A 22,681-nucleotide genomic window follows, 5' to 3' on the forward strand; every position below is an offset into this window, starting at 1 on the left:
GGAGTGAGGGAGGCTGCTCCAAGGCGGTCGTCGCTTGTGCGACCCGCAGAGCGTGGGAATACTAACCGCCGTGACCGCACTGGAGGCAGTGGCCGTCCACCTCCCCCCGCGACTCGAACCGATCGAGGACGTGGGCGCGCGGATCGGCCTTACCCCACGTCAACTCCGACTCTTCCGCCGCTTCCACGGCCTGGACCAGGTACGCCTGGACCCGGACGGGACGCTGCTCGACCTGCTGGACGCCGCCGTCCGGGCGCTGCCCGAACTGCGCGGCAACGAACACCGCATCCGGTACCTGCTGCACGCCCGCAACACGCCGGTCGCCGCGCCCTACCCGATCAACCCCCTGCACCAGCTCCAGGAACGCTTCGGCCTCACCCGCGCCGACGCCTTCACCGTCACCCAACAGGCCTGCGCCGCCTCACTGTTGGCCGTCGACCTGGCCGGGCGACTGCTCGCGGACGACGGCGACCCGTCGGCGCTGGCCCTGGTGGTGGCGGGGGAGAAGACCTTCACCCGGGACGCCCAGGTGCTCCCCGAGACCACGATCTTCGCCGAGGCCTCGACGGCCTGCCTGGTCAGCCCGGACGGCGACCGGAACCGCGTGCTGTCCTACGCGGTCCGCCAACGCCCCGAGTTCTACGGCCGACCGGCCGAGGACCCGGAGCTGATGGTCCGCTACCAGCGGGAGTACCAGCCCACCATGATCGAGACCGTGCAGGCCGCACTCGACCAGGCAGGTCTGGACCTCTCCGACATCGCGCTGCTGCTCCCGCACAACGTCAACCAGGCCTCCTGGCGGATGATCTGCCGTCAACTCGGTTACCCTGTCGAGCAGGTGGTCCTGGAGAACGTGCTCACGGTCGGGCACAGCTTCGCCGCGGACGCCTTCATCAACCTCCGCACCGCCACCACCGGCGGAGCGCTCCGGCCGGGCGACCACTACCTGATCGCCGCCGCCGGCATCGGCGCCACCTTCGCGGCCATGGTCCTGCGCCACTGAGCCCGCTCTTTCACCTCCACCACAGGACGGTCCACCCATGTCCGAATCCGTTGTGCCCACCACCGAGTCGGTCGACCCCGAGGTGCGCGTCCGCATCCGGCGCGGCATCGAGGACGTCCTGCCGCGCGTCCTGGGCGTCGAGCTCGCCGACATCCCCGCGAACGCCTGCTTCTTCGACGACTTCGGCCTCACCTCCTCCGGCATCGTCGAACTGGTCCTGGACATCGAGGAGCAGCTCGCCATCCAGGTCGACGTCGAGCACCTCGCCATCGACGACATCCGCACCGTCGACAGCCTCACCGACTACGTCGTCGGGCACCACGTCGACGAGGACTGACCCGATGCCCGCCGAGACCCGCGGCCTGCGCGTGACCAGGGCGGTCGCCGCCGGATTCGACGGCCACTCCGCCGCCGCGCTCCACCCCGACCTGCGCGTCTTCACCGGCGACCTGGTCCGCCCGTACGGCCTGCCGCTGCGCGAGGACCTGCTGACCGAAGGCGCCGGGCACGACTACGGCGAGATGGCCGCCGGCCTGTTCGCGCAGGCGCTGCCCGGGGGCGAACCCGCCGACCTGCTGATCCTCGCCTTCTCTTCCCCGGACGTCCGGCCCGCCGCGCCCTCCTCGCTCCGCCTGAGCCGGCACTGCCCCGGGCAGCCGACCGCCTTCGCCGTCTGCGACCAGGGCAGCGCCACCGCCTTCGCCGCGCTGCGGATCGCCGCCGCCCACCACCGCACCGGCGGCTGCCGGCGGGCCGTGATCGTGCTCGCCGAGCAGAGCGCCCTGCACCACCGGCCCGCCGAGCCCGTCGAGCTGCCTGCCGAGCACCGCGCCGTCGTCCTGGTCTGCGAGGAGGCTCAGGAGGAGGGGATGCGGGTCCGCGGGCAGGCCGAGCCGGACGGCGCGCAGGCGCTGCGCTCCGTCCTCGACGAACACCGCCGACTCGGGCCGGGCGCACGCCTGTTGCTCGCCGCCGACCTGGCTCGTGGCGACCTCCCCGACGGCGCGGAGGCGGCCCGTCCCGGACAGCCGTTCACCGGCGTCTGGAGCCTGCTCGCCGACCGCCCCGCCGACCGCCCTGCCGGGCACCGGCCGCTGCTGGTCGCCGACCACGACCGGCGCCTGGGCCGACTCAGCACCCTGACCCTGCCGTGAGCACCGACCCCGACGTCATCGACGTCATCGACGTCTGGAGCATCCCCACCGACCGGCCCCCGGCCGTCGTCCGCCGGCTGTACGGCCTGCTCGACGCCGAGGAACGGGAGCGGGCCGACCGGGCCCACGACCCGCGGCAGGGCGCGCGCTTCACCGTGGTCCGGGGCGCCGTCCGGCTGCTGGTCGCCGAACGGCTCGGCGTCGCGCCCGCCGACCTGGGGTGGCGGCGCGGTCCGCACGGCAGGCCCAGCCCCGCGGTCGACAGCGGGATCGACGTCAACTGGTCCGCCTCGGGCGCCCTCGCGCTGCTCGCCGTCGCGGACGGGCGCCGGGTCGGCGCGGACGTCGAGCAGCTCCGCCCGCCCGGCGTGGGCGCCCGGATCGCCCGCCGCCACTTCCCGCCCGCCGACGCGGCGCTCGTCCTCGACGCGCCCAGCCCGGCCGACGGCGCCGAGCGCTTCACCCGGCTCTGGTGCCGCCGCGAGGCCTGCGTCAAGGTGTACGGCGGCCGGCTCGCCCAGGGCCTCGGCCTCCCGCTCGCCGGGCCCTCCCCGCTGCGCCTGCCCGACGCGGGCCCGCTCGGCCCCGGCCCGCTCCGGCTGGCCGACGTCCCCGTCCCGGGCCCGTTCCGCGCGGCGGTCGCCGCCGACGGGGACCGCCCCTTCACCGTCCGCCGGCACCACTGGGCCTGACCGGCCGACAGCACGAAGAGCCCGACCGGCCAGGATGCCGGTCGGGCTCGACGTCGTGGCGCCGTCAGCCCACGGGCCTCGACATGTAGACCGCGCGCCGCCCGTAGGACGCGGGCAGGGGCACCTCCCGGTGCGCGCGGTAGCCGAAGAAGCGCAGCAGGATGTCGGAGCCGCGCACCGCGACCATCGAGATCTGCGTGAAGCCCCCCTCCGCCGCCCGCGCGTGCACGTGGTCCATGAGGTTCGAGGCGAGCTCCCGGCCGCGCAACTCCTCGGCCAGCACCAGGTCGTGCACGTGCAGGTTGTCCGACTCGACCGCCCCGTCCTGCTCCGGCACGGCGAGGTCCGGGCACTCCAGCGGCGGGTACGGCAGGCTCAGCAGGTAGCCGCGGACGGCGCCGTGCTGCTCCAGCACCCAGCAGGTCTCCGGCGAGCGGCGGGCCCGGGACTCCAGCGCCTCGCGGCCCTCGGAGAGGCCGTCGGCCGCGTAGGCGTCGTGCTCCAGCGCGACCACGGCGTCCCAGTCCCCGTCGGCCAGCTGCCGGATCAGGAACTCCCCGGTCACCCGCCGAGCCCCCGCTCGCGGGCGGCGGCCACCATCGGCGCCCAGGCCTCGATCAGCACGGCCCAGCGCTCGGCGTCCTCCCGGGCCTCGTCCAGGAGCTGCTGCCGCTGCCCGGCCACCGCGTCCGCCAGGTCGGCGTACTTGCCGCCCAGCTTGCGGTACAGGCGGTCCACCTCGTCCAGGCACTGCTCGTTCACGTCCCGGTCCAGGTCGATGGTGCTCCGCACCAGGCCGAGGATCGGTTCGACCTTCAACTCGTGCCGCTCGTCGAGCAGTTCGCGTCCGAGGTCGATCATCTGGCCGTACACCGGGTACAGGTACAGCATCGAGAGCAGCATCTTCACGAAGCGCAGCTGGTACGAGACGAACCCGGGTCCGATCCGGCGTTCGGGCGTGTAGTAGTTGACGATGTGCCGCTTGTGGACGACGGCGGGCAGCTCGGCGTGCACCAGGGCGTGCAGCAGGGCGTAGTCGGCGCCGATGGTGCGCAGCGAGGGCACCAGCGGCAGCACCTCGTAACCCCGGTGGTCCAGGGCGACGTTGCACATGTAGACGTCCCAGATGTCCGGCACGCCGAGCACCGAGTCGTCGCGGTCGAAGGTCTCCGGCTCGGCGCCCTTGAAGGAGATGTCCACCATGGCGTCCTGCTGCTCCCGGGTCCACACCCGCGGCGTCCACAGGCGCACCAGGTCCCGGTAGACCTCCGGGTCGAGCTCGTTGATCTCGCCGATGTCCACGTTGAGTTCGCCCATGAAGGAGGCGCTGACCAGCATCACCGGCCGGTCCGCGTCCGCCGGGTCGAGCTCGGAGCGGGCCACGCCGGCCAGCGCCTCCCCGGCCGGCTTGCCGAGGGACAGCAGCTCGTGGTGGATCGGGAACATCTTGTCGCCGTCGACGACCCGGTAGTCGAAGTCGTCGTTGCGCAGGTGCGCCGAGGTGCAGCCGAGGGCGGCGGCGCCCAGGAAGATCCGGTTGACGCAGGAGCCGTACGCGACGTCCGACGGCAGCATCAGGTCGAGCAGCAGCTCGGGGTCGGCGCCGCCGGAGCGCCGCGCCACGTCGAGGAAGAACGCCCGCTGCGCCTCGTTGCCGAGGTGGTGGACGAACACGCCGGAGGCGGGGGTCAGCGCGGCCACGGCGTCCGCGTTCTTCGCGAACTCGGCGGCCACGGTGGTGTCCAGGACGAGGAGGTGGACCTCGACCCCGAAGGTCGCGACGGCGTAGGCCGCCTCCTCGGCGAGATCCACGATGGTGCCGGGACAGGCCCGCATGGTGGGCAGGGCGAGGCAGACTCGTTGCATGGTGTGGGAATCTCCGTCTGATCGTCAGATGCGGTGCGCCGGTGGCCGGTCGAGCTGATCCGACAAGATCGACCGGACAGGCCCTTGCTCGGCGGCGGGTGCGGAAGGCTGCGGCGGCACCGTGGATGACCTGGTTCGCACCACACTGGACCAGCCCGAACCGGGGTGTCAACGCTCTGCCCGCGGGCCGCCCGCACCGCCCGCCGACACTGCCCGATGGGGCAGTCGGCACTGCCCCGGGGCGGGCCCGGAGCGGATCGGTTCGCGTGCGCTTCGGGACCCTCCGGGTGAACGGGGAACGGTCGCGCGGAATCCGGCGGGGAATCGCCCGCGGCCGGCGCGGCCCGACTTCCGTACCCGAAGTCCGTCGGGCCCGGACCCGGCCCGGCCGATTGATCTCCTGAACGCCTATTCGCCGCTTCGGCAGCCGCTCCGAAATCGATTCGTGATGATCGTTGCGCACCCTGCGCCGAATATCTCGGGGAGATCACGGATTTGCGAGGGAGATGTTCCGGATTCGGCGAAGGCCTTCGAATTCGGGCCGCCCCGAAGGGCGTCGGCTAGGCCAGGCAGGCCCGGCCGCGGTCCTGCTCCCCGAGGTCGAGCAGCGCCCGCCCGACGGCGGCCAGCGCGTTCGCCCGGCGGTGCTCCAGGCCGAGCTTCCGGGCGATCGCCAGCGCCTGTTCGGCCGCCTCCAGGGCCTGGGCCGGCCGCCCGGCGGCCCGGCAGGACTCGGCCAGGCCGACCAGTACGCCCGGCATCCGGTCCCGGGCCCCGAGCGCGCGCAGCGCCCCCAGGCACTCCCGGTAGTCCTCGCACGCCGCCTCGAACCGGCCCATCCCGTGCAGCGCCGTCGCCCGGGCGTACAGCATGTGCACCTGGCCGACGAAGTCGCCGAGCTCCGTGAAGGCCGTCAGGCTGCGTTCGGCCCGGCGCCGCGCCGACTCGGGCCGGTCCACGGCGAGGTCGACCAGCGCCGCCATCCCCTCGACGAAGGCCTGCAAGGACGGGTCGCCCAGCTCGGCGCTCAGCGCGACCGCCTCGTCGCACCGGGCCGTCACCTCCTCGTCCGTGCAGTGCGGGAGGCCGGTCAGCGCCAGCACGATCAGCGCGCCGGGCAGCAGCGTCGCCTGCCCCGTCCGCCGGGCCAGCGCCACCACCCGGGCCGCCTCGGACCGGGCCTGGAGGGTGCGTTGGAACTCCCGCTGCGCCCACATCAGCGTGTACCGGGCCCGCGCCTCGCTCTTCGGCAGGCCCGCCGCCGCGGTGGCCTCCGCGACCCGTCCGGCCAGGTCGCACAGCTCCGGCACGGCCATGCCCAGGTCGATCAGCTGGATCAGCACCAGCGTCAGGTCCGCGACCACCGCCAGCGGGCCGTCCGGGTCCCGGGTGGCCTGCTCGGCGACCGCCAGCACGGCGGCGATCTCCTGCCGGGCCCAGCGCAGCCCCTCGGCCGGGCCGCCGAAGGCCGATCCGGTGAGGGCCGGTGCGTCGGCCTCCGCCGCCACCAGGTCCGGGAACGGGTAGCCGGGCCGGACCACCCGGTACAGGCCCGCCACCGTCACCAGGTAGTGCCGCAGCAGCCGTTCGACGGCGGCCCGCCCGGCGGCGTCCCCGTCCACCTCCCGGACCAGCTCGCGGGCGAACAGCCGCAGCAGGTCGTGGTACTGGTAGCGGCCGGGGTACGGGCAGGACAGCAGCCCCAGATCGGTCAGCGACTCGGCCAGCCGCTCGGCCTCCGGCTCCGGCAGCCCCAGCAGCACCGCGGCCGCCGCCGAGGACACCCCCGGGCCGTCCGCCAACGACAGCAGCCGGAACGCGCGGGCGGTCTCCGCGTCGAGCTGGTCGTAGCTGAGCCGGAACGACGCGGCGACGGCCAGCTCCCCGGCCTCCAACTCGGCCAGCCGCCGCCGCTCGGACGCCAGCCGGTCCGCCATGTGCGACAGCTGCCAGGCCGGGCGGGCCGCCAGCCGGGACGCCGCCGTCCGCACCGCCAGCGGCAGGAACCCGCAGGCCGCCGCCACCCGGCGGGCCGCCGCCGGCTCGGCCGTCACCCGCCGCTCCCCGGCGATCGCCGTGAGCAGCCGCACCGACTCGTCCGGGGTCAGCGGCTCCAGGGCGACCTGCCGGGTCATCGCCATGCCCGACAGCCAGGCCCGGCCGGTCACCAGCACCGCGCAGGAGCGGCTGCCGGGCAGCAGCGGCCCGACCTGCCGGCTGTCGCGGGCGTCGTCCAGCACGATCAGCACCCGCAGGCCCGCCACCCGGGACCGGAACATGGCGGCCCGCTCCGCCGTCCCCTGCGGGATCGCCGCGTCGGCCACGCCCAGCGCGCCCAGGAAGCCGGCCAGCACCTCGCCCGGATCGGCGGGGAACGCCCCGGCCCCCTGCAGGTTCACGTACAGCTGGCCGTCCGGGTACTGCCCGCCCACCGCGTGCGCGACGTGCACCGCCAGCGCCGACTTGCCGACCCCGCCCAGGCCCGACACCCCCACCACCGGCATCGCCGGACCGCCGGGCGCCAGGTCCGCGCAGAGCGCCGCGCAGAGCCCGTCCCGGCCGGTCCAGTCGGCGATGTCGGCGGGCAGCTGGGCCGGCGCGAGCGGCGCGGACCCGGTCGGACCGCCGCCCGGCTCGAACGCCGGCGCGGGCGCCGCGGCCGGCGCGGCCAGCTTCGGATCTCCCGACAGGACGCCCAGGTGCAGTTCGCGCAGCCGCGGCCCCGGATCGACCCCCAGCTGCTCCAACAGCGTGCGGCGGGCGTCCGCGTACACGCCCAGCGCCTCGGCCTGCCGCCCGCTGCGGTACAGCGCCAGCATCAGCAGCTCGCGCATCGGCTCCAGCAGCGGGTACTGGCTGACCCATATGGTCAGCTCGCCGATCACCTCCGCGTGCCGCCCGGCCTCCAACTCGGTCTCCAGCCAAGCCTGGACGGCGTTCAGCCGGCGTTCGACCAGCCGGGCCCGGTGCGCCTGGGCGAGCGGCCCGGGCAGCCCGGCCAGCGGCTCGCCGTGCCACAGCCCGCACGCCTCCCGCAGCAGCCCGAGCGCCCCGGCGGTGTCCCCGAGGGCGCGGGCCCGGCCCGCCGCCGCGACCCGGTTCTCGAACACCTCGGCGTCCGTGCCGTCGGCCGGGAGCCGCAGCACGTAGCCGCTGCCCGAGGACACCAGCACCGTCGGGTGCACCCGGTCCGGCTCCAACACCCGCCGCAGCCGCGACACGTACGTGCGCACGATGGCGGCGGCGCGGGCCGGCGGCTCCTCCCACAGCGCGTCGAGCAGTTCGTCGACGGACACGATCCGGCGGGCCCGCAGCGCCAACGCGGTCAGCAGCGCCCGCTGCTGCGGCGGGCCGAGCTCCAACTCCCGCTCCCCGCACCAGGCCTGCACCGGCCCGAGCAGACACAGGCGCAGCCGCTCCCCGCCGTCCGCCGCCGGGGCCGACGTGCCGTGGGGCTCTCCGATTTCCGTCATCGTCAGAAGGTAGCGGTTCGGCCCGCCGGACCGCCGGGCCGGGGCGGGTGCAATTCCACCGCCGCGGGCGGGACTTGTCGCTCACCCGCCCGCGCGCATTCGATTCCGCCGGGCCGCGGGCCGCGGGCCGTCCTGCCGGTGGGCAAAGGAATGGAAATTTCTTCCGGGGAACGGGAACCAACGGCGCAGATGCGCATCCGTCAATCTTTTATTGACCGGCGGCGGATAGCTTGGCCCGTGTCCGTCGAACCTCCGACGGACACGGGGAACTCCCGCGGCGCCGGCCGGGCCGCGGGAGGAGGGACGGCGTCTCGTGCGGACGACGCCGGCCGGCCGGTTCTGACGGTGCGCCACCGCCTGTGGGGGGCGGTGGGCGCACCGCCGAGCGCAACGAAAGGAATCCAGCGCCGTGCTGCAGTACGCCGACGACGTCCGTACGACGACCCGACCCATCCCGACGCAGACCACCCGGACGATCCCGGTGGCCGTCCACGCCCTGGACCCGCTCTCCAGGGCCGGAGTGGTGAGCTTCCTCCGGCAGTGCCCGGAGGTGTCGCTGGTGGACGACAACCACCAGGGCCGGACCGGCGTCACCCTGCTGGTCGCCGACACCTTCGACGAGACGGCCCTGGCCAGCCTGTCCCGGCTCGTCCGGGCCGAGCGCACCCGCGTGGTGCTGGTCCTGGACCGGATTCAGGAACCGGAACTGCTCAACGTCGTCTCGCTCGGGGTGACCGCCATCCTGTGGCGCCGCGAGGTGACCAGGGAACGCCTGCGCCAAGCCGTCCTCACCGCCGACCGGGGCCACGGCGACCTCCCGCCCGACCTGCTGGGCAAACTGATCGGCTGCATGGGCCGGCAACGCGGCGGCGACGGCCAGCCGCACGAGAGCGGCTCCACCGACTTCGGCATGCTGCCGCGCGAGGTGGACGTGCTGCGCCTGGTCGCCGACGGCATGGACACCGGGGAGATCGCGGGCAAGCTGCTCTACTCGGAGCGGACGATCAAGAACATCATCCACACCGTCACGACGCGCTTCCACCTGCGCAACCGCGCCCACGCGGTGGCGTACGCGCTGCGCGAGGGCTACATCTAGCCCCGCCGGGCGGACCGGTGGCCGCCCGGTCGAGTGGGGCTCGATCGCCACTCCACCGGGTGGTGGCAGCGTCGAACGCCCGCCCGGTCATGCGTCCTTGGGAGCGGCAATGACGGATCGCATCATGGACACCAGTACGGCCGCAGTGCGTCACGCGGCGGTCGAGGAGGCGTTCGGCGATCCGTGGGACAGAGCCAACCCGACCGGGTTCGCGGCGCTGCTGGACGCCGACGACCGGGCCGAACTGCCCCGGGCGGCCGTGGAGTTGTATCACCGGGTCGGCATGAACGCGGAGTACGTGCCGGCCGCGCTGGGCGGCTGCCTGGAGCAGATCGACACGCTCGGGATGATGCTGCGTCCGCTGTTCCGACGGGACGCCACGCTGGCCGTCGGGGAGGCGCTCACCTCGCTGATGGGATCGATGGCGGTGTGGCTGGTGGGGGACGCCGAACAGCAGCGGCGGACCGCCCGGGTGCTGCTCGGCGGCGGCCGGGCGACCGTCGCCTACCAGGAGTTCAAGCACGGCAACGACTTCGTCGCGGACGAGTTCCGGGTCCGGCGCGCCGCCGACGGGACCCTGCTGCTCGGTGGGCGCAAGGCCGCCGTCAACAACGCGGACCGCGCCGCGCTGATGCTCACCTACGCCCGCACGGTCGGCCCGCAGGACCCGGAGGACGGCTATTCGCTGCTGCTGCTGGAGCCCGGCGCGATGCCCGCCGCGGCCTGCGACCGGCTGCCGCGCTACCGCACCGAGGGCACCCAGGGGCTGCAGATCTCCGGGCTGCGGTTCCGGGACTGCCCGGCGCCGGCCGGGGTGCTGCTGGGGGAGTGGGGCGACGGGATCACGCTCGGGCTGCGGGCCCTCCAGGTGAACTCCGCCGCCGTGCCGTCGATGATCATCGGCATGGCGGACACCGGACTGCGCACCGCGATCCGGTTCGCCGTCGGCGGCTCGGTGCACAACAGCCCTGCGAGGCTGTCCGGTTCGGCCCGCGGGGCGATCGCCGGAGCCCTGGTCGACCTGCTGGCCTGCGACAGCATCGCACTCGCCGCCACCCGCGCGCTGCACGTGCTCCCCGAGGAGTGCAACGTGCTGGCCGCCGCCGCCAAGTACCTGGTCCCCAAGATCGTGGGGGAGACCTTCTACCGGCTCTCGGCGCTGATGGGCGACGCCTTCCACACCCGCAGCGGCGAGCACGCCATCTTCCAGAAGCACGTCCGGGACCTGACCATGGTGAGCTTCGGCCACGTCAGCAGCGCGGTCTGCCAGGCCACCATCGCGCCCTTCCTGCCCAGCCTGCTCGCCCACGACTGGCCGGCCGAACTCGCTGCCCCCGCCGAGCTGTTCCGCACCGACGGCACACTGCCCCCGCTGGCCTCCGAGCGGCTCGCCGCGTTCGGCGGCCGGGACGGGCTGATCGGCTGGATCGCCCGCTGCCGCGAGGAGCCGCACCCGGCCCCGCCCGGCGACCCCGACGCCCCGCTGCTGCGCCTGCTCTCCGATCAACTGGCTTTACTGGACGTCGAGTTGGCGGCGATCCGGGAGGGCTGCCCGGCGCTGGACGGCCCCGACGGGCGGTTCGTCACCGACACCTCGGCGTTCCCGCTCACCGACCGCTACGCCCTGCTGCTGGTCGCCTGCGCCTGCCTGGGCGTCTGGCGGTGCGCCGACCCCGGCTCCTTCCAGGCCCGCCCCACCTGGCTGGTGGCCGCACTGAACCGGCTGCTGCGGCGGCTCGGCCACGCCGGGCCCCGGGTGCCGGACGCCGCCACGGCCGAGCTCGCGGCCGAGGCGCTGCGGCGCGCCCGCGGGGCGATCGGCTACGACCTGTACGGACTGGAGCTGGCCGGATGAGCAGCGGCGCCGGTCTGGTGCCACCACCGCGGCCGGTCCTCGGAGCCGCGGGCCCCTGGGAACCCGTCCGGGCCGACCTCGACCGCTACGGCGTCGCCCTGGTCCACAGCCGCCTCTCCGACTGGCCCGCCCCGCCGGGCGGCGAGGGCGAACTGCGGCGGCTGCTCGGCCGCGACTGGGCCCGCTACCGGGAACTGGCCGGCCGCCCGCACGCCGACCGGTTCCGGGCCACCCGGCTGCTGCTCAAGCACGTCGCCGCCACCGCGGTGGGCGCCCGCCCGCACGAACTGGAGCTCGCCTACGGCCTCACCGGGCGGCTCTACGTGCGCGGCTGCGACCAGGTCGACCTCAACCTCAGCCACACCAAGGACATCGCGCTGGTCGGCATCACCTCGCTCGGCCTGATCGGCGTCGACCTGGAGCACGAGGAGCGCCGCGTCTACGGCAGCGGCATCGAACGGGTCATGTGCACCCCCGACGAGCTGCGCCGCCTCGCCGCCTCCCCCGAGCCGGAGCGCAACCTCGCGCTGCTGCGCCGCTGGACGCTCAAGGAGGCCTACACCAAGGCGCTCGGCCAGGGCCTGGCCTTCTCGTTCACGCACTTCGGCTTCGACCTGCCCGACTCCTGCGGCCGGGCCCGGCTGCTGCGCCCGCACGGCGACCCGGTGAACGAGCACTGGTGGACCTTCCACACCCGGCGGTTCGCCGGCGGCTACCTCGCCGCGGCCGCCGTCCGGGACGACGGCCGCGGCCGCAACCTCGACACCGGACTCACCACCGCCCTCGACCACCGCACCGTCCAGGTGCTCTGGGAACGGCAGGCGGCGGCGGCCCACCAGCCGCGCGGCGGCGGCTGACGCACACTCGCGCACCACCACGCAACGGGGAGAAGAACCGTCATGACCAGCGCAGTACCCAGCCGCATCCGCATCGAGGTCCTCGGCCCGTTCGCGCTCACCGTCAACGGCCGCTCGGTGGCGCCCACCGCCGGCAAACCGCGCACCGTGCTGGCGCTGCTGAGCACCCGGCACGGCCGGGCGGTGCCCGCGGCGACGCTGATCCGCGAACTCTGGTCCGGCCGCCCGCCGGCCAGCGCCGCCGCCACCCTGCAGACCTACATCTTCCAGCTGCGCCGGACCCTGCGCGGGGCCGGCCTGTCCAGCCGCCTGATCAGCACCGTGCGCGGCGGCTACCGCCTGGAGCTGCCGCCGGAGGCCGTCGACGTCCACGAGTACCAGTCGCTGGCCGCCCTCGGCGACCGCGCCGCCGCCCTGGGCGCCCACGAGGACGCGGCCCGGCTGCTCCGCGAGGCGCTGCGGCTGTGGCGCGGACCCGGCGCGCTGCTCGACGTCGAACGCGGCCCGGCCCTCGAACCGGAGGCCCAGCGACTGGAGTTGAGCCGCTCGGCGCTGACCGAGCGCCGCATCGACGCCGAACTCGCGATCGGCCGGCACGCCGAACTCCTCGGCGAACTGGCCGCCCTGACGGTCCAGGACCCCATGAACGAACGCCACTGCGCCCAGCAGATGGTCGCCCTCTACCGCTGCGGCCGCCGGCTCGACGCCCTGACCACCTTCCAACGCCTGCGCAACGGCATGGCCGCCGAACTCTCCGTCGAACCCGGCCCGGCGCTCCGGGAACTCCACCGCGCCGTCATCGACTCCGTCCCGGCCCTGGACCGCTTCACGGTGCCGCTGCAACTGCTGCCGCGCTGAGCGACCGCCCGCTCACGGGCGGCGGCTCCCGGGCGGCGGCTCACGGGCGTCGGCGTTGTCCGGCGTCGCGCGGACCGGGGGAGGGAAGGTGCTCGGGGCGCGGCGCCCGGGGCACCCGCGGCATCGTCGCCAGCATGTCCAGCAGCGAGCGGGCGGTGTCGGCGTCCTCCAGCAGGTCGAGGGGCACCGTCAGCCCGAACTCCCGTCCGACCCTGGTCAGCAACTGGGCCACCGTCAGCGAGTCGTGGCCCAGTTCGTACAGCGGCACGTCCAGGTCGCCCGGCCCGATCGGGCCGCCCGGCTCCTCACCGCCGCACTCGCGCAGCAGGCGGGACAGCGCCGCCACGTCGATCGGCCCGTCGGCCATCGGTGTTCCCCTCTCTCGCCGGTGGCTCCGCGCCGGCTCCCCGCCCACGGCGCGGAGCGGATGTCCGGCGGCCCCGGTCAGCCGGCGCCCCGGATCGCCTCGAAGTCGATGTGGTGGCCGCTCAGCCAGAGGCCGGCGGCGGCGGACAGCACGGCCCGCTGGTCGTCCGCACCGCTGCCGGGCCGGGCCCGCAGCGCGCCGAAGGTCTGCGCCGCCGCGCGCGCGGCCGCCGGATGGCGGCGGACCAGGGTGCCGAGCCCCTGCCCGGGACCGGACTCCACGCACGCCCAGTCGCCGTCCGCGAAGAGCGCGTCCAGGGCGTCGCGCAGCCGCACCGGGGCGGCCGCGAGGTGGGTCCAGTGGCGCAGGTCCTGGGCCGCGTCGGCGGACAGCCGGGCGCCCGCCGACGGTGAGTAGAGCGGCAGCCGGGGCGGTCGCAGGACGGTGGCGGGCAGCCGCGCGGCCACCCCGGCGCAGGCCTGCGCCAGGTGCGGGGTGTGGAAGGCCGCCTCGGTGCGCACCGGCAGGCACTCGTACCCGGCGTCGGTCAGCCGGTCGGCGGTGTCGGCCAGGGCGCGCCCGGGGCCGGCCGCCAGCACCGTCTGGGCCGGGCCGTTCAGGGCGGCCACCGCCACCCCGTCGGCCAGCTGCCCGCGCACCTCCTCGACACCGGCGGCCACCGCCAGCATCCCGCCGGGGGCCAGCGCGGCGGTCTCCTCGGCCAGCAGCGCCAGCAGCCGCACCGCGTCCTCCAGCGCCATCACGCCGGCCAGCACGGCGGCGACCAGTTCGCCGATCCCCTGGCCGAGCAGCGCGGCCGGGCGCACCCCCCAGCCGACCAGCATCCGGGCCAACGCGTGGTCCACCGTGAACAGTTGGAGCAAGGAGTGGTGAATCCGGGCGGCGCGCCCCGGGCCGAACGCGTCCCGGCGGGTGCGGGCGGCGGGTTCGGCCAGCCAGTCCTCGCGGACGCCGCGGCCGGCCAGGTCGAACACCTCGTCGGCGGCCCGGGTGAAGACCGGGTCCCACCCGTAGCAGCCGCGGGCCATCCGGGGACGCTGGGCGCCCTGACCGGGCAGCAGCAGCACCACCGGCAGCGGCGCGGCGCCGACCTGCCGGACCTGCGCGGCCCCCGAAGACGGCGCGGACGACGGCGCGGACGACGACGCCGACGGGACCGGCCCGTCCAGCAGGGCGAGCGCCTCGGCGCAGTCGGCGGCCACCACGGCCCCGCGCACCGGGCCCGGTTCGGCCCGCCCCCAGACCTGGGCCGCCCGGGCGAACCCGCTCTCGCCGCGGGCCCGCAGCCAGCGGCGCAGCGAGCGCCGGACGTTCCGCTCGTCCCGCAGGTCGGCCGCCGACCAGACCATCAGCCGGGGGCACCGGGCGGTGTCCCGGTCCGGCGCCGCGGGTGCGGGGCCGCCGAGGCCGCCGCCGCGGACGATCTGCATGACCCTGCCCCCCGCCATCGGTCAACCGGTCAGTTCGTGGGCCGATCGGGTCGGCGCCCAGCGCCCGACGCCGTCCAACTCGGGCGAGGACTCCAGGATCGCCCGCTGGAGGTGCTGCAACCGGGCCGACGGCTCCAGCCCGAACTCCTCGACCAGGGTGGCGCGCAGCCGCTGGTAGATGTCCAGGGCGCGCCACTGCCGGCCGCACCGGTACAGCGCGACCATGTGCAGCGCGTGCAGGTTCTCGTGCCAGGGGTGTTCGGCGGCCAGCACGGCCAGCTCGCCGAGGAGCGTGTGGTGACGGCCGAGGCGCAGGTCCGCCTCGATGCGGCGTTCCAGGATGCCCAACCGGGTCTCCTCCAGCCGCATCACCTCGATCGCCAGCCGCGGGCCGGTCTGCACGTCGGCCAGCATCGGGCCGCGCCACAGCGCCAGCGCGGAGCCGAGCAGCCGGGAGGCCGCCTCCGGGTCGTTGGCCTCCTGGGCCCGGCTGCCGGCCGTCGCCAGCCGCTCGAACTGCTGGACGTCGGTCTCCTCGCCGCGCAGGTCCAGCAGGTACCCGTTGTAGCGGGTGGCCAGCACGGACTTGGCGCCGGCCGCCGGGTCGGCGTGGCCCTGGTCGGCGAGCGCCCGCTGCACCTGGCGGCGCAGCTGGAGGATGTAGGTCTGCAGGGTGGTGGCCGCGCTCCGGGGCATCGCGTGGTCCCAGAGCTCCTCCATCAGCGAGGCCACCGGGACGACCTGGCCCGCCGAGAGTGCCAGCAGCGCCAGGATCTGACGGGGCTTGGCCGCGCTCGGTGCGACGGATCTGCCGTCCTCGGTGGCCTCGAACTCGCCCAAGACGCGGACCTTCATGGCGGTACCCCCTGTGTTCCCACGATCTTGGGGTCCCATTCTCGACAGCAGGGGGGCTGACAGGACAGTGTCAGGATCATGGGAAATCCGTGATTCCGTCACGGGTGCACCCGGTCACCGGTCACGGTCCCGCCGCCGGGCCGGCGGTCTTGAGCAGGTCTCTAGCACCGGCCCCGATCCTTCCCCCAGGACTACCCACGAAGGAGGCGGCACCGTGCCGTTCCGCGTCTTCCTCCACCTGGCCGCCGTGTCGGCCGGGCTCTTCGCCGGCTTCTGCTTCTGCTACGCCGTCGTCGTCACGCCCGCCCTGGAGCGGCTGGACGACGAGGCGTACGTGACGACGATGCGCCGGCTCAACGAGGCGGTGCCGGGTGTGCTGTTCTTCCTGGTGATCGTGGGTTCGGTGGTCTGGCCGCTGGTCGCGTTCCTGACCCGCACGCCGTGGCGCGGCGCCGACACCCGGGTCTGGCTGATCGGTGCGGCCGCCCTGCTCTCGCTCGCCGCCTTCGTGGTCTCGATGGCGGTGGAGGTGCCGATGAACACCCGGCTGGCCGAGGCGGTCACCACCACCCCGGAGCAGTTCCACCAGGCCCGGGCGGCCATCGAGCACGCCTGGAACAACTGGCACGTGGTGCGCACCGTCTGCGCGGTGCTCTCGGCGCTGCTCCTGGTCGGCGCCTGCCTGCGGCCGGACAAGGCCGCCGGCGTCTGACCGGCGGGCCCGCGCACCCCCTGCACCCGAACAAGCCAACGACGCCCCGTCAATGCGAAAGGGCCGAGCGCCCATGCGACTGATCGACCTCTCCTCACCTGTGGACGCCTCCGGCTGGGAACCCGAGCCGGTCACCCACGCGGTGATGTCGGCCGCCGAGGGCGCCCGGCACATGACCGACGGCATGCGCAAGAACTTCGGCATCGACCTGCGCCCGGAGGAACTGCCGGGCGGCGAGTTCCTCACCAACGACATGCTCTACCTCTCCTCGCACACCGGCACCCACGTCGACGCCCCCGCGCACTACGGCACCCGCGCCGACGGGCAGGCGGCCCGCACCATCGACGAGATGCCGCTGGACTGGTTCGACCGGCCCGCCTTCGTGCTGGACGTCCGGAACACCGCGGGCCGCACCGTGGACGCGGCCGCCGTGGAGCTGGCCCTGAAGGCCATCGACCACCGGCCGCAGCCGATGGACATCGCACTGTTCCGCACCGGCGCCGCCGAATGGGCCGGCACCCAGCGCTACTTCACCGACTTCATCGGCCTGGACGGCTCGGCCGTCCGGTACCTGATGGACCTGGGGGTGCGGGTGATCGGCACCGACGCGTTCAGCCTGGACGCCCCGTTCGGCGCCATCATCGAGAAGTACCGGGCCACCGGCGACCCCGGAGTGCTCTGGCCGGCGCACTTCGCCGGCCGGGAGCGCGAGTACTGCCAGATCGAGCGGCTCTCCAACCTGGAGGCGCTGCCCGCGCCGCACGGCTTCTCGGTGACCTGCTTCCCCGTCAAGATCCAGGGCGGCGGCGCAGGGTGGACCAGGGCGGTGGCCCGGGTGACCGACCCCGAGTGACGCTCCCCGCGCATGCGCAGGTGCCCGGTACGGCGACGAGCCGTACCGGGCACACCCGTGTGCGCGGGCCGTCAGTCGCGCGGCGGCAGGTCGTCGCGCAGCACGTGCCGGCTGCGGATCCGCCAGCCGCCGTCCGGCTGGCGCACCAGCACGTCCTGGCAGGACGTCATGCAGTAGATGCCGGTGGGCTGTCCGGGCAGCGTGGTGAAGACCGCGACGTAGGAGCGGGTGCGCACGACCGCGGCCGTCTCGTCCTCGGGCTCGACGGCGAGCATGGTCATCACGTGCCGGCGGGTGACGCCGGTGGGCCTGCGGGCCTCCTCGGCGGCCACGGTGGCCGTCTCGATGGTCTCCCGCCCGCGGACCGGCGCCGGGAGGGCGTTGCTGTCGAAGACGCCGTCCTCGGTGAAGCCGAGCGCCCAGGTGAGGGCGTCGCCGTCGTCGATGGCCTGCATGTGGCGGGCGTAGAACTGCTGGATCGCGGTGTACAGCTGGGCGTCGGTGCTGCTGCCCGACGGCGCCAACGGGCTGAACAGGTCGGTCATGAGGGCTCCTTGCCGGAGTGGGCGTGCGGTGCGGGGCGACGATGCCAGCCGGCTCTGGAGCCCTGGCGGAGCCGGGCGGCTCCGGCGTCGGTCGAGCGGCTGTCGAGTGGACCGCCCGACGATGGCGCGGAGGTCCGTCCCGTGTGCCGCAGGAGGCGAACATGGTCGAAGTCACCGCCCTGTCCGAGACCGCCGAGGCGGTCAGCAGCGGTGGTCCGCTGCCCGACGTACCGACCGGCACCGCCGACCGGTTGCTCTCCCGGGCGGCCGCCGCCCGCCCGGACGCGCCCGCCGTGATCGTGCCCGGCGGCGCGGAGCTGACGTTCGCGCAGCTGGACGAGCGCGCCGACGCCTACGCCCGGGGCCTGCGGCGGCTGCTGGGCGACTCCGGCGCGGTGGTGCTGCTGTCCGCCGCGATGACGCCCGACTTCGGCGCGCTGTACCACGGCATCATCCGCAGCGGTAACACCGTCGCCCCGGTCAACCCGTTCTATCCGCCGCACCTGCTGAAGCACGTCGCGGCGCTGTCCGGCGCCCGGGCCGCCGTCCTGACCCCCGAGGCGCACGCCCGGCTGGCCGCGCTCCGCGGCGAACTGCCGCAGCTGGAGCACCTGTTCACCCTCGACGAGGCCGCCGGGGAGCTGCCGCGCCAGGGCGGCCCGGCGGCGGCAGGCGGCGCCGGGACCGCCTGCCTGCTGTTCACCAGCGGCTCCACCGGCAGCCCCAAGGCCGTCCGGCTCAGCCACCGCAACCTGCTGACCGGCGCCACCCAGCTGGCCGCCGCGCACGGCCAGGGCCCCGACTCGCTGGTGCTCAACGGCCTGCCGATCTACCACCCGATGCACCTCAACGCCTCGCTGCACGCGGGCGCGACCCACGTGCTCTCCGGCCACGACATCGGCGAGGCGCTGCGGCACGCCGACGACCACCGGGCCACGCACTTCTACACCCTGCCGTTCCGGCTGGTCGCCGCCGCCAACGCGCCCGAGCCGCCCGGCCCGGCGCCGCGCGCGCTGCGGATGCTCTCCACCGGCGGCGCCCCGCTGCGCCCCGCCGTGCTGCGCAGGCTGGAGGAGCGGTTCGGGGCGCCGGTGCTCCAGGGCTACGGCCTCTCCGAGACCTCCTCGCTGGCCACCTCGGACCGGCCGGACACCCGCTGCCCCGGCTCGGTGGGCCGCCCGCTGCCCGGCAGCCGGCTGCGGGTGGTCGACCCGCGCAGCGGAGTCCCGCTGCCGGTGGGCGAGTTGGGCGAGGTCCAGATCCAGGGCCCGAACGTGATGCAGGGCTACCTGGCCGTCCCGTCGGCGGTGGACGCCGAGGGCTGGCTCTCCACCAGTGACATCGGCCGGCTGGACGCGGCGGGCAACCTGTTCTTCCTGGACCGGGTGCGCGACGTCTTCGAGGCCGCCGACGGCACCCTGGTCTCCCCCGGGCAGATCGAGGCGCTGCTGGACGAGCTGCCCGAGGTCGCCGAGAGCGCCGTGGTCGACGCCCCCGTCGGCATGCAGGTGCAGCCCGTCGCCTACCTGGTGACCCGCGGCCCGGCCGACGCCGCCGACCTGCTCGGGCGCGCCAACTCCGACCTGACGAAGCACCAGCAGCTGTCCCGCGTCCGGCTGGTGGACGCGCTGCCCCGGCTGCCCAACGGCAAGCTCGACCGCTCCACGCTGCGCGGGATGGCCCGCGACTCGGGAACGACGGAAAGGACCGCAACCTCATGAGCATGAGCAGTACCGCGCGCACCTCGCTGGTCACAGGTGTCGTGGTCTTCATGATCTCGCTCGACAACCTGGTGGTGACCACCGCGCTGCCGCAGATCCGCGAGCATCTGCACATCGGCATCGACGGCCTGGAATGGACCGTCAACGCCTACACCCTGACCTACGCCGTGCTGCTGCTGACCGCCTCGGCGGTCGCCGAACGGTTCGGCCGGCGGCGCTTCTTCATGATCGGCATCGGACTGTTCACCCTGGGCTCGCTGCTGGCGGCGCTCTCCTCCGACGTCGTGCTGCTGGTGGCCGGCCGGGCCGTCCAGGGGCTGGGCGCGGCGGTCCTGCTGCCGCTCACCCTGACGCTGGTGGCGGCGGCCTACCCGCCCGAGAAGCGGGCCGCCGCGCTGGGCATCTGGGGCGCCGTCGGCGGGCTCGCGGTGGCGCTCGGCCCGCTGGTCGGCGGAATGATCGTCAAGTGGGCCTCCTGGCAGTGGATCTTCTGGATCAACGTGCCGATCGGTGTGGCCATGCTGGTGCTCACCCCGCTCTGGCTCAGCGAGCAGCGGGGCGAGCCGCGCCCGCTGGACCTGCCCGGCACGGTGCTCGCCAGCGCCGGCCTGCTGGGCCTGGTGTACGGGCTGATCCGCGGCCCGCAGGCGGGCTGGACGTCCGCCGGGGTGCTGCTGCCGCTGGTCGGCGGCCTGCTGCTGCTCGCCGCCTTCCTGTGGTGGCAGCAGCGCACCGCCCACCCGATGCTGCCGCTGCGGCACTTCCGCAACCGCACCTTCGCCGCCGTCAACGTGGTGTCGCTGCTGATGTACTTCGGGATGTTCGGCTCGATCTTCCTGATCACCCAGTACCTCCAGGACGTGCAGCACGCCGGGCCGCTCGGCGCGGGCGTGCGGCTGCTCTCCTGGACCGGCCTGACCATGATCGGCGCGCCGCTCGGCGCGGTGCTGGCCGGCCGGTACGGCGGGCGGGCGCTGCTCACCGCCGGTCTGGCGCTGCAGGCGGCCGGGCTCGTCTACCTGGCGCTGGTGACCGGCACCGACACCGGCTACCCGGCCCTGGTGCCCGGCTTCGCGCTCAACGGCTTCGGCATGGGCCTGTTCTTCGGGCCCAGCGCGGACGTCGCGCTCGGCGCGGTGGAGCGCTCCGAGGAGGGCATCGCCTCGGGCGCCAACAACACGATCCGCGAGCTCGGCGGCGTCTTCGGCGTCGCGGTGCTCTCCTCGGTGTTCATCGCGCACGGCGGCTACCAGAGCGCCGCCGCGTACGTGGACGGCATGCGCCCGGCGGTCTGGATCGGCGCGGCGGTGGTGGCCGCGGGCGCCGTGGCGGCCCTGTTCATCGACCGGAACGCCGCCCGGACACCGGCGGCGGCCGAGCCGGAGGCCGCGGCCTCGACGGCCCCGGCGGCTTCAGGGCCTTCGACAGCTTCGACGGCGCCGGCGGCCTCGGCGGCTTCGGAGGCCGAGCCGGAGGGCCACCCGGTCGGCTACCTGGACCTGGTCGACGAGCTGCCCGCCGTGTGACGGACGACCTGCCCGCCGTACGACGGAGGGGGCGCGGACCTCAGGTCCGCGCCCCCTCCCGTATGTCCGGCGGGTCAGTGCCCCATGCCGCCGTCCACCTCGATCACCGCGCCGTTCACGTAGGAGCTCTCCTCGCCGGCCAGGAACGCGGCCACCGCGCCGACCTCCTCGCCGCGGCCCGGGCGGCCGGAGGCGAGCTTCGGCAGGAACTGCCCCCACAGCCGCTCGTTCGCCACCAGCGCGCTGCCCATGCCCCGGTCGACGACGCCCGGGGAGAGGCAGTTGACGGTGATGCCGTCGGCGGCCACCTCCAGGGCGGTCACCCGGGTGAGCGCCTCCACGGCCGCCTTGGTCGCGCAGTACGCGGCGGCGCCGGGCATCGGCCGGGTGGAGAGCGCCGAGGAGAGCGTGATGATCCGGCCCCAGCCGCGTTCCCGCAGCAGCGGCACGGCGGCCCGCAGGCAGTGGAAGGTGCCGCTCAGGTTGATCGACACGGCCTCCGCCCAGGCCTCGGGCGAGATCGCGGCCACCGGCCCCGGCGCGTTGACGGCGGCGTTGGCGACCACGATGTCCAGCCCGCCGAACCGGTCGACGGCGGACGCCATCGCCCGCTCCACCGAGTCCGGGTCCCGCACGTCCGTCCTGTGGAAGTGCACCCGGTCGCCGCCGCGGGCCAGCAGCGGCCCGGCGGCGGCCTCGTCCCGGGCGGCGCAGACCACCCGGGCGCCGCGGGCCAGCAGCGCCTCGGCCACCGATTCGCCGAGGCCCCGGTTGGCGCCGGTGACGACGGCGGTGCGGCCGCTCAGACTCATCGCGTCCACGCCGCCCCCTGCCGCTCGGCGTGCTGCTGGGCGTGCTGCTCGGCGAACTCCTTGGCGAGCAGCAGCGTGGCGGTGCTGTTGGCGCCCAGGTTGTGCCGGACGCGGGCGCGGGCGTCGGCCAGGGCGGTGTCCGCGCCGAGCAGCCGGGCCACCCCGTCCACGTCCAGGGTGACGCCGTGCCAGGAGGTGATCCGCACCCCGGCGCCGTGCGGCTCGACCGTCCAGCGCCCGGTGTGCGAGGCCAGCGCGCCGGGCAGCACGGTCTGCTTGTAGACCAGGGTGTGCTGCTCGGGGCGGAGCACCCGCAGCGAGACCGTGGTGTGCTCGGAGCCGTCGGGGGCCAGGGTGACCATCTCCATCCGCTGGACGTCGCCCTGCTCGGTCAGGTCGAGCCGGCCGACGTGCGGCAGTCGCTCGGGCCACAGTTCGGCCCGGGCCAGGAACTCGAAGACCGCCTCGGCCGGCCCCTCGGCGTCCACCGAGTCGGAGAAGGCGAACCGCAGCGGCTCGCCGTCCGGGCCGGCGGTCACCGCGCGGCTCAGCGCCTCCAGTTCGGCGGTGCTGTTGCGCTCCACCGCCTGCTCGATCCAGTCCGCCGCCTCCTGGTCGTCGTCCACGGCGGCGAAGTCGTGCAGCAGGGTGACCGAGGAGCCGCCGTCCGGCGCCGCCTCGATCAGCCACTCGCCGCCCATCGAGGCGACCGGCGGCGAGGAGACCACCTGCCGGAAGGTGATCCGGCGGGCCGCCGGATCCAGCGTGCGGCGCGAGGTCCAGTCCCGGACCTCGCCGTTGGCCAGCGCCCACAGGTGGATCAACTGCTGGTCGGCGTCCGGTACTTCGGTGACCTCGGCGTGCACGGTCGGGGTGAAGATCTGCGGCCACTGGCCGGCGTCGGCGAGCAGTGCGTACACCTGGTCGGGATCGGCCGGCACCGTGGTGCGGTGCAGGGTGGTGCGGATGCGTGGTTCAGCCACGG

The 22,681-nt window shown here is 74.8% G+C and carries 21 protein-coding genes; 12 read left to right on the forward strand and 9 right to left on the reverse strand.

Annotated features, from left to right (window positions below; genetic code table 11):
- Positions 1 to 70: 70 nt before the first annotated feature.
- Genes ACFV4P_RS14515 through ACFV4P_RS14530 form a run of 4 tightly spaced genes read left to right on the forward strand, consistent with a single transcriptional unit; the run spans position 71 to position 2,849 of the window.
- Complete coding sequence (locus ACFV4P_RS14515; protein WP_073812921.1) at positions 71 to 1,003, forward strand: 3-oxoacyl-[acyl-carrier-protein] synthase III C-terminal domain-containing protein; 933 nt, start codon at positions 71 to 73, stop codon at positions 1,001 to 1,003.
- Between the two features lie 37 nt (positions 1,004 to 1,040).
- On the forward strand, positions 1,041 to 1,340 hold the full coding sequence (locus ACFV4P_RS14520) for an acyl carrier protein (protein WP_380470915.1): 300 nt from the start codon (positions 1,041 to 1,043) through the stop codon (positions 1,338 to 1,340).
- Between the two features lie 4 nt (positions 1,341 to 1,344).
- Positions 1,345 to 2,157 (forward strand): hypothetical protein, encoded by an 813-nt coding sequence (locus ACFV4P_RS14525; RefSeq protein ID WP_380470917.1) that lies wholly within the window; start codon positions 1,345 to 1,347, stop codon positions 2,155 to 2,157.
- Positions 2,154 to 2,849 (forward strand): 4'-phosphopantetheinyl transferase family protein, encoded by a 696-nt coding sequence (locus ACFV4P_RS14530; protein WP_380470919.1) that lies wholly within the window; start codon positions 2,154 to 2,156, stop codon positions 2,847 to 2,849. Before ACFV4P_RS14525 ends, ACFV4P_RS14530 begins: the two co-directional genes overlap by 4 nt.
- Before the next feature lie 64 nt (positions 2,850 to 2,913).
- Here ACFV4P_RS14530 and ACFV4P_RS14535 read toward each other — a convergent pair whose 3' ends face one another.
- The 3 genes from ACFV4P_RS14535 to ACFV4P_RS14545 form a co-directional block, all read right to left on the reverse strand.
- Complete coding sequence (locus tag ACFV4P_RS14535) at positions 2,914 to 3,414, reverse strand: GNAT family N-acetyltransferase (RefSeq protein ID WP_380470921.1); 501 nt, start codon at positions 3,412 to 3,414, stop codon at positions 2,914 to 2,916.
- Positions 3,411 to 4,715 carry a DUF6271 family protein gene (locus ACFV4P_RS14540; protein ID WP_380470923.1) on the reverse strand — a complete coding sequence of 435 codons (1,305 nt, stop codon included), beginning with the start codon at positions 4,713 to 4,715 and terminating at the stop codon, positions 3,411 to 3,413. The genes ACFV4P_RS14535 and ACFV4P_RS14540 overlap by 4 nt, the downstream gene beginning before the upstream one ends.
- Positions 4,716 to 5,275: 560 nt before the next feature.
- Positions 5,276 to 8,188 carry a BTAD domain-containing putative transcriptional regulator gene (locus tag ACFV4P_RS14545; RefSeq protein ID WP_380470925.1) on the reverse strand — a complete coding sequence of 971 codons (2,913 nt, stop codon included), beginning with the start codon at positions 8,186 to 8,188 and terminating at the stop codon, positions 5,276 to 5,278.
- A 409-nt stretch (positions 8,189 to 8,597) separates the two neighbouring features.
- On the opposite strand from ACFV4P_RS14545, the gene ACFV4P_RS14550 reads away from it, so the two are divergent.
- The 4 genes from ACFV4P_RS14550 (at position 8,598) to ACFV4P_RS14565 (ending at position 12,854) form a co-directional block, all read left to right on the forward strand.
- Complete coding sequence (locus ACFV4P_RS14550; protein WP_380470927.1) at positions 8,598 to 9,284, forward strand: response regulator transcription factor; 687 nt, start codon at positions 8,598 to 8,600, stop codon at positions 9,282 to 9,284.
- Positions 9,285 to 9,408: 124 nt separating this feature from the next.
- Entirely contained in the window at positions 9,409 to 11,139 is a 1,731-nt protein-coding gene (locus tag ACFV4P_RS14555; RefSeq protein WP_380470929.1) for an acyl-CoA dehydrogenase, read from the forward strand.
- Positions 11,136 to 11,996 (forward strand): 4'-phosphopantetheinyl transferase family protein, encoded by an 861-nt coding sequence (locus ACFV4P_RS14560; RefSeq protein ID WP_380470931.1) that lies wholly within the window; start codon positions 11,136 to 11,138, stop codon positions 11,994 to 11,996. Before ACFV4P_RS14555 ends, ACFV4P_RS14560 begins: the two co-directional genes overlap by 4 nt.
- Before the next feature lie 42 nt (positions 11,997 to 12,038).
- A complete protein-coding gene (locus tag ACFV4P_RS14565) occupies positions 12,039 to 12,854 on the forward strand; it encodes a BTAD domain-containing putative transcriptional regulator (protein ID WP_380470932.1) in 816 nt (271 codons plus the stop codon).
- Positions 12,855 to 12,894: 40 nt separating this feature from the next.
- Here ACFV4P_RS14565 and ACFV4P_RS14570 read toward each other — a convergent pair whose 3' ends face one another.
- From ACFV4P_RS14570 to ACFV4P_RS14580, 3 genes are all read right to left on the reverse strand, one after another.
- Complete coding sequence (locus ACFV4P_RS14570) at positions 12,895 to 13,221, reverse strand: acyl carrier protein (protein WP_073812906.1); 327 nt, start codon at positions 13,219 to 13,221, stop codon at positions 12,895 to 12,897.
- 77 nt (positions 13,222 to 13,298) lie between these two features.
- Positions 13,299 to 14,672: an acyltransferase domain-containing protein gene (locus tag ACFV4P_RS14575; RefSeq protein WP_380470935.1), complete on the reverse strand. Its 1,374-nt coding sequence runs from the start codon at positions 14,670 to 14,672 to the stop codon at positions 13,299 to 13,301.
- 21 nt (positions 14,673 to 14,693) lie between these two features.
- Positions 14,694 to 15,527, reverse strand: a complete 834-nt coding sequence (locus tag ACFV4P_RS14580; protein WP_380470937.1) for a BTAD domain-containing putative transcriptional regulator — start codon at positions 15,525 to 15,527, stop codon at positions 14,694 to 14,696.
- A gap of 214 nt (positions 15,528 to 15,741) precedes the next feature.
- Between ACFV4P_RS14580 and ACFV4P_RS14585 the strand changes: the two genes are divergently transcribed.
- Together ACFV4P_RS14585 and ACFV4P_RS14590 are read left to right on the forward strand one after the other, a co-directional pair.
- Positions 15,742 to 16,239: a DUF1772 domain-containing protein gene (locus tag ACFV4P_RS14585; RefSeq protein WP_380470939.1), complete on the forward strand. Its 498-nt coding sequence runs from the start codon at positions 15,742 to 15,744 to the stop codon at positions 16,237 to 16,239.
- A gap of 73 nt (positions 16,240 to 16,312) precedes the next feature.
- On the forward strand, positions 16,313 to 17,092 hold the full coding sequence (locus tag ACFV4P_RS14590; protein ID WP_380470941.1) for a cyclase family protein: 780 nt from the start codon (positions 16,313 to 16,315) through the stop codon (positions 17,090 to 17,092).
- A 71-nt stretch (positions 17,093 to 17,163) separates the two neighbouring features.
- Here the strand turns inward: ACFV4P_RS14590 and ACFV4P_RS14595 are convergent, their stop codons facing one another.
- Complete coding sequence (locus ACFV4P_RS14595) at positions 17,164 to 17,637, reverse strand: nuclear transport factor 2 family protein (RefSeq protein WP_380470943.1); 474 nt, start codon at positions 17,635 to 17,637, stop codon at positions 17,164 to 17,166.
- A 161-nt stretch (positions 17,638 to 17,798) separates the two neighbouring features.
- Here ACFV4P_RS14595 and ACFV4P_RS14600 point away from each other — a divergent pair, with 161 nt between their 5' ends.
- Together ACFV4P_RS14600 and ACFV4P_RS14605 are read left to right on the forward strand one after the other, a co-directional pair.
- Positions 17,799 to 19,358 (forward strand): class I adenylate-forming enzyme family protein, encoded by a 1,560-nt coding sequence (locus ACFV4P_RS14600; protein ID WP_380470945.1) that lies wholly within the window; start codon positions 17,799 to 17,801, stop codon positions 19,356 to 19,358.
- Between the two features lie 2 nt (positions 19,359 to 19,360).
- On the forward strand, positions 19,361 to 20,884 hold the full coding sequence (locus tag ACFV4P_RS14605) for an MFS transporter (protein ID WP_380470947.1): 1,524 nt from the start codon (positions 19,361 to 19,363) through the stop codon (positions 20,882 to 20,884).
- Positions 20,885 to 20,958: 74 nt separating this feature from the next.
- Here ACFV4P_RS14605 and ACFV4P_RS14610 read toward each other — a convergent pair whose 3' ends face one another.
- Both ACFV4P_RS14610 and ACFV4P_RS14615 read right to left on the reverse strand, forming a co-directional pair.
- Positions 20,959 to 21,696, reverse strand: coding sequence for an SDR family NAD(P)-dependent oxidoreductase (locus tag ACFV4P_RS14610; protein ID WP_073813074.1), 738 nt, complete (start codon positions 21,694 to 21,696; stop codon positions 20,959 to 20,961).
- Positions 21,693 to 22,679 carry an aromatase/cyclase gene (locus ACFV4P_RS14615; protein ID WP_380470949.1) on the reverse strand — a complete coding sequence of 329 codons (987 nt, stop codon included), beginning with the start codon at positions 22,677 to 22,679 and terminating at the stop codon, positions 21,693 to 21,695. Before ACFV4P_RS14615 ends, ACFV4P_RS14610 begins: the two co-directional genes overlap by 4 nt.
- Between the last annotated feature and the right edge of the window lie 2 nt (positions 22,680 to 22,681).

It is taken from the genome of Kitasatospora sp. NPDC059795, assembly GCF_042732175.1.
GTDB lineage: Bacteria > Actinomycetota > Actinomycetes > Streptomycetales > Streptomycetaceae > Kitasatospora.

What these genes read in the sequence shown, in the direction of transcription:
- ACFV4P_RS14570 (WP_073812906.1), bottom strand. Translation starts at nt 13,221, where the DNA reads ATGGCCGACGGGCCGATCGACGTGGCGGCGCTGTCCCGCCTGCTGCGC.
- ACFV4P_RS14525 (WP_380470917.1), top strand. Translation starts at nt 1,345, where the DNA reads ATGCCCGCCGAGACCCGCGGCCTGCGCGTGACCAGGGCGGTCGCCGCC.
- ACFV4P_RS14560 (WP_380470931.1), top strand. Translation starts at nt 11,136, where the DNA reads ATGAGCAGCGGCGCCGGTCTGGTGCCACCACCGCGGCCGGTCCTCGGA.
- ACFV4P_RS14575 (WP_380470935.1), bottom strand. Translation starts at nt 14,672, where the DNA reads ATGCAGATCGTCCGCGGCGGCGGCCTCGGCGGCCCCGCACCCGCGGCG.
- ACFV4P_RS14610 (WP_073813074.1), bottom strand. Translation starts at nt 21,696, where the DNA reads ATGAGTCTGAGCGGCCGCACCGCCGTCGTCACCGGCGCCAACCGGGGC.
- ACFV4P_RS14545 (WP_380470925.1), bottom strand. Translation starts at nt 8,188, where the DNA reads ATGACGGAAATCGGAGAGCCCCACGGCACGTCGGCCCCGGCGGCGGAC.
- ACFV4P_RS14605 (WP_380470947.1), top strand. Translation starts at nt 19,361, where the DNA reads ATGAGCAGTACCGCGCGCACCTCGCTGGTCACAGGTGTCGTGGTCTTC.
- ACFV4P_RS14580 (WP_380470937.1), bottom strand. Translation starts at nt 15,527, where the DNA reads ATGAAGGTCCGCGTCTTGGGCGAGTTCGAGGCCACCGAGGACGGCAGA.
- ACFV4P_RS14520 (WP_380470915.1), top strand. Translation starts at nt 1,041, where the DNA reads ATGTCCGAATCCGTTGTGCCCACCACCGAGTCGGTCGACCCCGAGGTG.
- ACFV4P_RS14555 (WP_380470929.1), top strand. Translation starts at nt 9,409, where the DNA reads ATGGACACCAGTACGGCCGCAGTGCGTCACGCGGCGGTCGAGGAGGCG.
- ACFV4P_RS14595 (WP_380470943.1), bottom strand. Translation starts at nt 17,637, where the DNA reads ATGACCGACCTGTTCAGCCCGTTGGCGCCGTCGGGCAGCAGCACCGAC.
- ACFV4P_RS14590 (WP_380470941.1), top strand. Translation starts at nt 16,313, where the DNA reads ATGCGACTGATCGACCTCTCCTCACCTGTGGACGCCTCCGGCTGGGAA.
- ACFV4P_RS14600 (WP_380470945.1), top strand. Translation starts at nt 17,799, where the DNA reads ATGGTCGAAGTCACCGCCCTGTCCGAGACCGCCGAGGCGGTCAGCAGC.
- ACFV4P_RS14540 (WP_380470923.1), bottom strand. Translation starts at nt 4,715, where the DNA reads ATGCAACGAGTCTGCCTCGCCCTGCCCACCATGCGGGCCTGTCCCGGC.
- ACFV4P_RS14565 (WP_380470932.1), top strand. Translation starts at nt 12,039, where the DNA reads ATGACCAGCGCAGTACCCAGCCGCATCCGCATCGAGGTCCTCGGCCCG.